The following is a 7,805-nucleotide window of genomic DNA, read 5'->3' on the forward strand; positions in this document are numbered from 1 at the left end:
CAAAAAAACAATTAAAAATAGACAACAGCCCGTGTTTTCGTGTTTTCTTTTGTTCTAACCGGAATCGCACTTACATAAGCTGCATGACGTTGAAGTCGTGGGCGCAGGCATTTGAATTTGAAGACAAAAGGAGATGGCTGACCCGTGGATTGATGAAGCGTGGGGTCTGAAGGTTCCGATGCGTATTGCCAGCTTCTAGCTGAGACCGGGTACTCTAGGATTCAAGGTGACTGACCGTTTATACGCTGTAATCTGGCCAGTCACCATTACCATCACCCGCAGTAGCGCCGGGTTCAGGGAGCCGGTGCCCGTGGCAACCGTACCGTGACCGAGGTGGTGTCCGTTGCGTCGTTGACATCCAGCGCGATGCTGCCGCCCTGGGCTTCGGCCAGCAGCTTGGCCGAGTAGGTCCCCAAGCCGGTTCCGTCGGATTTGCCGTAGGTGACGAATTTCTCAAAAAACCGGCTGCGAATCTCGGCCGGGACAGCGCCTTGGTTTGCGATCACGATGAGCAGCGGCTCCTGGTCGTGCAGCGTGATCGACACCTGGCCGCCTGAAGGCGCGGCTTCGCAGGCGTTTTTGACCAGGTTTTGCAACAGCGAGTAGCACAGCATGGCGTCGCCCAGCGCCTGCGGCATGCCATCGCTGGCCGCTGTGCCGGCCTGCACCGATAGCGTCAGGTGCTTGGTCGCGACCGCTGCGCACGCGATGTCTGCCACGCGCTGCAACATGTCTGCAATCTTCATGGGCTTGGCGTCGAGCTGGAAGCGACCGGTTTCGATCTTGAACAGTTCTGACGAGCGGTTGACCATGTCAAGCACCTGCAGTGCGGATTGCTCCACCAGACGCAGTTGCTCCGTCAGTTGGCTGCGATCCATGGACTCGCCTTCGACGAGCGTTTGTACCAGGCCGATGATGCCGGCCAGGGGCCCCTTCATGTCGTGGCGAGTGATGTGTTCAAGGTCTTCGCGCAGGCGGGCTGCATCCAGCATGCCATCGTAGTCGGCCTGCAACTGCTTGCGCAGCGCCACGTACCGCATGAAGTTGCGCATGCGCGGCTTGAGAATTTCGGGGTCGATGGGTTTGGTGACGAAGTCCACTGCGCCCAGTTTCAGGCCCCTCAGGCGTGCATCCTCGCCCGCCATCGCGGTGACGAAAATCACCGGGATGTTTTCTGCGCTGGGGTGCTCGCGCATGCGCTGCGCCACCTCGAAGCCGTCCATGTCCGGCATCATGATGTCCAGCAGCACCAGGTCTGGCGGATCGTCGGAGCAGCAGATCTCCAGCGCCTTTTGCCCGTTGTTGGCCACGCGCACCAGGTACTCTTCCTTGAACATGTGCGACAGCAGGTGCAGGTTGTCCGGCGTGTCATCGACGATCAAAATCGTGGCTGGGCGCTCGGGCTTGGCCGCAGGGGCCGGTGCCGCCGGCCGGGATGTTCCGGGAGCGGCGCTGGTTGCCGGTCGCGGCTTGTAGGCCATCGCTTTTTCGAGGTGTTGGCCCAGATGCTGAGTGGTGTAGGGCTTGACCAGCAGGCTGTTGACGCCGTTGGCAATGGCCTCGGCAACGCGCTCGCGCTTGGCCTCCGCCGTGATCATGATGAAGGGCAGATTGCGGAGCTTTTTATCGCTGCGCACGGCCTTGAGCAGCTCCAGCCCCGACATGGTCGGCATGTGCCAGTCCGACAGGATGACGTCCACGTGCTTGTGCCGCAGGATATCCAGGGCCGCGGCCCCGTTGCTGGCGGTAACGATCTGGTTCGCGCCGAGCAGGTGCAACTGGTTGCAGGTGACCCTGCGCATGGTTTCGAAATCATCGACGACCATGAAGATGGTTTTGCTGGAGATGTTCATGGGGATGCGGGGTAGGTGATGGCGGCGCAGAAGTACGCCTCTTTTTTTGCGATATCGTCGTTGGAATCGGCAAAGCGCAAGGCGATGGCCTGGAACTGGTCCTGAATGTCCAGGAAGGCGTCCACCATATCCGGGTCGAAGTGCGATGCCCGGGCGTCCCGGATGATCGCCACTGCCTGTGCATGCGGCATGCCCGCTTTGTAGATGCGTCGGCTGATGAGGGCATCGTACACATCGGCCAGGGCCATCAGGCGGGCCGAGATCGGAATGGCATCGCCGCGCAGGCCTTTGGGGTAACCGCTGCCGTCCCATTTTTCGTGGTGGGACAATGCGATTTCCTTGGCGGTGCGGAGAAACTCGACCTCGGTGCCCAGGGATCGCTCGGCGCTGGCGATGGCATCGCGCCCGAGCACGCTGTGGCGCTTCATGATCTCGAATTCATCGGGCTCGAAGCGTCCGGGTTTGAGCAGTATGCGGTCCGGTATGCCGACTTTGCCGATGTCATGTAGCGGTGCCGACCGGTACAGCATGGTGATGTTTTGCGCGGTGAGGTAGTGGGCAAAACGCGGATGGTCTTGCAACTTCTCCGCCAGCGCCTTGATGTAGAACTGGGTGCGCCGGATGTGGTTGCCGGTATCGCTGTCGCGCGTTTCGGCCAGGGACGCCATGGCCAGGATGGTCACGTCCTGGATGGCTACCACTTCGCGCGTGCGCTTGGCCACCTCGGACTCCAGATAGTCATTTTTGTCGCGCAGGAAATCGGCCGAGGCCTTCATCGCCAGATGGGTCTTGACCCGCGCCAGGACGATGGGCGGGCTGATCGGCTTGGTGATGTAGTCCACCGCGCCGAGTTCCAGGCCTTTCTTCTCGTCTTCCATCGAACTCTTGGCTGTCAGAAAGATCACGGGAATGTGGTGCATCTGCGGATCGGCCTTCAGGCGCTGGCAGACTTCGTAGCCGTCCATGCCCGGCATCATGACGTCCAGCAGGATCAGGTCCGGCGGACTGCCGGTGGCGGCGAGCTTGAGTCCCCGCTCGCCGCTGTTGGCGACCCGCACGCTGTAGTGGCCCCTGAGCAGGACACTCATCAGCGCCAGGTTGTCGGGCGTATCGTCGACCACCAGGACAGTGGGCTTGTCAGGAGGGTTGATTGCATCCATGGTCAGGTTTTTCAGGCAGAAGTGGCAACGGCGTCTTTGAGCAGTACCAAGGCCGCTTCAAAATCAAACGATCGGATGGCGTCGTCAATCTGGCGCAGGTGCTGGGGGAAGGCGGCGTCGAGCAGGTTGGCGTTGTCGTCAAGCAGGTCGGCGGCGGCCGCGTTGCCGTAGGCGAGCAGGGCTTCAAGCTCCTGCGTGACCGTGCGGACACGCGCCGCATCGACCACCGCGCTGGTGTCCAGGGTTTTGTCTGCCTGCCCGGCTGGTTTGGTATCCAGCACCGCCAGTCCGTCGATCACCGGGGTGAACTCTGCCAGCACGTTGGCAAGCCGTGCATCGATCTGCATTGCTGGCGCGCCGTCGTGGAGCGCCTGCTCCAGGTCGCTGGCGGCCTGGTGCAGACCCCAGGCCCCAACGGTACCGGCAGAGCCCTTGAGGGTGTGTGCGATGCGCTCGGGCGCGGTCGGGTCGGTGCCCGTGCGGGCGCTGGAAAAGCAGCGTTCGAAGTCGCGGTTGCTGTCGCGAAACCGGATCAGCAGCACACGGTAGAAGCGCTCGTCGCCCATGGTGCGGGCCAGACCCGCTGGCATGTCGATGCCTGGCAACTGCGCTGGCAATCCGGGCGGCTCCGTCGGCCCGCTCGCCTTCGCTGCGGGGAACGCACCGCCGGCCGGTTGGCCAGCGCTGGCGTTCGCGGGGTGGATCCATTTGGCAATCGTGGCAAACATCTCGCTGACGTTCAGCGGTTTGGCGATGTGGTCCAGCATGCCGGCCTCAATGACTTTCTCCCGGTCGCCAGCCATGGCGTTGGCGGTCATGGCGATGATCGGCAGCGCCTGGAGCGCCGGGTTCTTGCGGATCTCGCGCGTGGCGGTGTAGCCGTCCATCACCGGCATCTGGCAATCCATCAGTACGCCGTCAAAGCGGGCATCCCTGGCGAGCATGTCCAGTGCTTCCTGGCCATTGTTGGCGATCACCACCTCGACACCGGCGTTGCGCAGCAGTTCAAGCGCCAGCTCCTGGTTCATCTCGTTGTCTTCGACCAGCAAGATGCGGGCGCCAGCGAGTGTCGCCATCGCATCGCCGTAACCGAGGGCCTTCTCCTGGGCGCGGGTTTCGGTAACGAAGCCTTTGCCTAGTGCTTCGCCGATGGCTTCCAGCAGCGTCGAGGCGATCACCGGTTTGGTCAGCACCGAGCGCAGCGTCACGCCGCGCTGCTCGGCTGAGCCGAGTGCTTCTTCGCGCCCGTAGGCCGTGACCATGATCACGGCGGGAGCCTGCAAATGCTGCGTGTCCTGTAGCTGGCGCACGGCCTCCACGCCGTCCATCACCGGCATTTTCCAGTCCATCAGCACCAGGTCATAGGGAAGGCCCTTGCCTTCGGCCTCGGCGGCCTTGGCCAAGGCCTGCGGCCCGTCCCTTGCTGCCTCGACTTCCAGCCCGAAACTTTGCGCCATGCTCGCAATGATCTCGCGCGCCGAGGCGTTGTCGTCGACCACCAGCACACGCACGCCGAGCAATTCTTCGGCGTGGAACATGCGCCGTGGCATCGGGGCGGTCTGCACGCCGAAGCGGGCGTGAAAGTGGAACACCGAGCCCTTGCCGGCCTCGCTTTCGACCCAGATGCGCCCGTCCATCAGTTCAATCAGATTTTTGGAGATGGCCAGTCCCAGGCCCGTACCCCCATATTTCCGGGTGGTCGAGGAGTCCGCCTGGCTGAACGACTGGAACATCTTGCCGCACTGCTCTGGCGTCATGCCGATGCCTGAATCCCGGACCCAGAAATGCAGCTCGACGCCGCTGTCTTCCTCGCTCACTTTTTCAATACCGACCACGATCTCGCCGGCTTCGGTGAACTTGACCGCGTTGTTGCCCAGGTTCACCAGCACCTGACCGAGCCGCAACGGGTCGCCCACGAGCGCCACTGGCATGTCCGCATCGGCCTTGAACAGCAGTTCCAGACCCTTCTCTTCGGCCTTGATGCCCACCAGGTTGGCGAGATTGTCCATGACGTCTTCCAGCCGGAAGTCGATTTTTTCCATGGACATCTTGCCGGCTTCGATCTTGGAGAAGTCGAGAATGTCGTTGATGATGCGCAGCAGGTTTTCCGCCGAGCGGTTGACCTTGTCGATGTAGTTGCGCTGCTGCTTGTCGAGCTGGGTTTGCAGGGCAAGGTGCGACATGCCGATGATGGCATTCATCGGGGTGCGGATTTCGTGGCTCATGTTGGCCAGGAAATCGCTCTTGGCCTTGGTCGCCTCCTCGGCGACCCGGCGCGCTTCGGCGGTGGCCAGCTCGGCGGCCTTGCGCTCGGCGATATCCTCAAACACCCACACCGTCACATGGTCGTAACCGGCCATGTGCAGGCCTTGTCCCGATGCCTTGGCAATGAATTTCGAACCGTCCTTGCGGGCGAACTCCCATTCGACGTGGGCGTCTTTGCCGGCGCCCAGCAGGGGCGCGACGACGCCGCCAAACACGCCATAGTCTTCCTGCGACTTGAACATGATCGCGCCGGTCGCTCCGACCAATTCCTCGACGGTGCGCCCGAGGTGTTCGGCAATGCGCTTGTTAGCCCGCAAAATGGTGCCGTCGCCGGTATAGATAATGCCGTTGGGGGCATTCTCGAAGATGGTTTGCTGTTCTTCCAGCAGTTTTCGGATCTCGGCCTGTTGGCGGTCCATTTCCTCGCGCACCTGCTTTCTTTCCGTGATGTCTTCCATCATCCACACCGTGCCGCGCCCGAGATCGGAAGGATCGATGGCGCTGCCGCTCATCCGGCACCAGAAGCGCGAGCCATCCTTGCGCACCAGCTCCTGTTCGCGCTGGTGGATTTCCCCGCGCGACAATTGCACGTAGGAGGCACCCACATCCACGTCGCTGGCGTCATCGGTGTACCACATTCGGGTGCGTTGGCCGATCTGTTCCCCGGTGGCATAGCCAAACATTTGGTCGAGTTGGCCGTTGCTGCGAATGACGATGCGGTCCTTGAGGAAGGCGATGCCCAGAGTGGCGGCCTCGAACATGGCGCTTTGTTCGGCGCTGGCAATGCGCGCGCTATCGGCGGCCCGCTGGCGTTCCGTGATGTCGTAAATCCAGGTGACCAGGTAGCGGCCAGCGCTGGAATCCTGCATGACCGAGGTCAGCAGCACCGTGAGCGGCGTGCCGTCGGTGCGGACAAAGGCCGCCTGGTAGTCGTTGACCGCACCGTCGCGACGGAGCTGCTCGACGAAGGGATAGCGGTCATTCGGGTTGAGCCAGTAGTCCGTTGTACGGTAGTGGGCGATATCTTCCGGCGCAATCGCCAGCAGTTCGGCCAGACGCAGATTGGAAAAAATAGATTGGCCATCCAGCGTGCTGATGATCACGCCCGCCGGACTGTTTTCCAGCACGCGACGGAATTTTTCCTCGCTTTCGCGCATCTCGCGCTCGAGGCGCTTGCGTTCGGCGATGTCTTCGTACACCCAGACCGCCGCCCGCTCGTAACCGGGAAGCTGGATGCCTTGTCCGGACACCATGGCGATGAATTTGGAGCCGTCCTTGCGGACGAAATCCCACTCCAAGTGAACATCCTTGCCCGCGCCCAGCAGGGGCGCGACGAGCGCGCCGAATTCGCGAAAGCGTTCCGGGGACTCGAACAGAATGGCCGAGGCTGACTGCCCGGTCAGTTCGTCGACGCTGCGGCCGAGTTGCTGGGCCAGGCGTTTGTTGGCCCGCAGGATGACGCCGTCGGAGGTGTACGACATGCCGTTCGGGGCGTTTTCAAAGATGGCTTGCTGTTCGTCCAGCAATTCCTGAATCTCCCGTCGCTGGCATTCGATTTCCTCGCGCGCGCGTCGTCGTTCGGTGACGTCGTCGACGGTGAACCGCAGCGCCATCCTGCCGCCGCAGTCGAAGGCCATCAAATGCACCTCGGCATCCCATATCTCGCCGCTGGCACGCTGGGCCCGCCATTGGAAATTGACGATGCCCTGTTCGACGGCGATGCGGGCCAGTTCTTCGCCGGCGGTGCGGCTGTCGGTGCCGTCGTATTGCGTGGGGGCCGAAAAATCGAAGGGCATCTTGCCCATGACGTCTTCGCGTTCGGTGTAACCGTACAGGCGTACCGCCGCCATGTTGCAGTCGGTGATGCCCAGGACCGGGTCGATGATGACAACGGGCGTCAGCGACTGATGGAACACCTTTTTGTTATAGCTTTCGCTTTCCCGCAGCGTTGTCTCGGCCTTGAGCCTGACTTCTTCGGATTGCGACAATTGCTGTGCAAGCGCGCTGTTGGCGTGCTCCAGCCGGGCCAGTGCAGCCCTTAGGTCCAGCAGAGAATCATCGGCCATATGCATCACGCCTTGATAAATTCGCAAAATTGGGATATTAACGCAGCGCAACTGTTTTGTGACTATTTTGTCAAAATAGTTTCAATAGGGAAATCGCATGCTCAATGTGCTACGCCATGTTTTTGCAGGAAATTCTATCCGGCCGACACACTGCTGCTGCTGAACAGAGAATGTTTGAAAAACATTGGGTATGCAATAAAGATGCTGTATTTATTATGTTTTATATTCGGTAAAAATAAATACAGGGGTGTGTATAAATTTCAGGAGCGAGATGAAGAGGTACCGGCTGAATGAACCGGCAGCATGGCTTACTGGTTATTGCCGCGCTGGCTGTGTTCCTGCCGCATTGCAATATGCATTATTGTCATTAAAATATTTCCATGCCGCACATAATTGGTATGATGCCTGGCGCCAATTGCAGCATCTGCAGCATCGATCGTGCAAAAAAAANAAAGGCGGGC

The 7,805-nt window shown here is 60.9% G+C and carries 3 protein-coding genes; all 3 read right to left on the bottom strand.

All coding sequences use genetic code 11. The features are described from left to right. Positions 1-293 precede the first annotated feature (293 nt). Genes HMCN_RS0116515 through HMCN_RS18025 form a run of 3 tightly spaced genes read right to left on the bottom strand, consistent with a single transcriptional unit; the run spans position 294 to position 7,344 of the window. A complete protein-coding gene (locus HMCN_RS0116515; protein WP_025918422.1) occupies positions 294-1,853 on the bottom strand; it encodes a hybrid sensor histidine kinase/response regulator in 1,560 nt (519 codons plus the stop codon). After that, positions 1,850-3,013, bottom strand: a complete 1,164-nt coding sequence (locus tag HMCN_RS0116520; RefSeq protein WP_025918423.1) for a two-component system response regulator — start codon at positions 3,011-3,013, stop codon at positions 1,850-1,852. The genes HMCN_RS0116515 and HMCN_RS0116520 overlap by 4 nt, the downstream gene beginning before the upstream one ends. Positions 3,014-3,024: 11 nt before the next feature. Next, positions 3,025-7,344, bottom strand: a complete 4,320-nt coding sequence (locus HMCN_RS18025; RefSeq protein ID WP_025918424.1) for a PAS domain-containing hybrid sensor histidine kinase/response regulator — start codon at positions 7,342-7,344, stop codon at positions 3,025-3,027. Positions 7,345-7,805 lie beyond the last annotated feature (461 nt).

Origin of the sequence: Herminiimonas sp. CN (assembly GCF_000622895.1) — a bacterium.
Taxonomy (GTDB): domain Bacteria; phylum Pseudomonadota; class Gammaproteobacteria; order Burkholderiales; family Burkholderiaceae_D; genus AVCC01.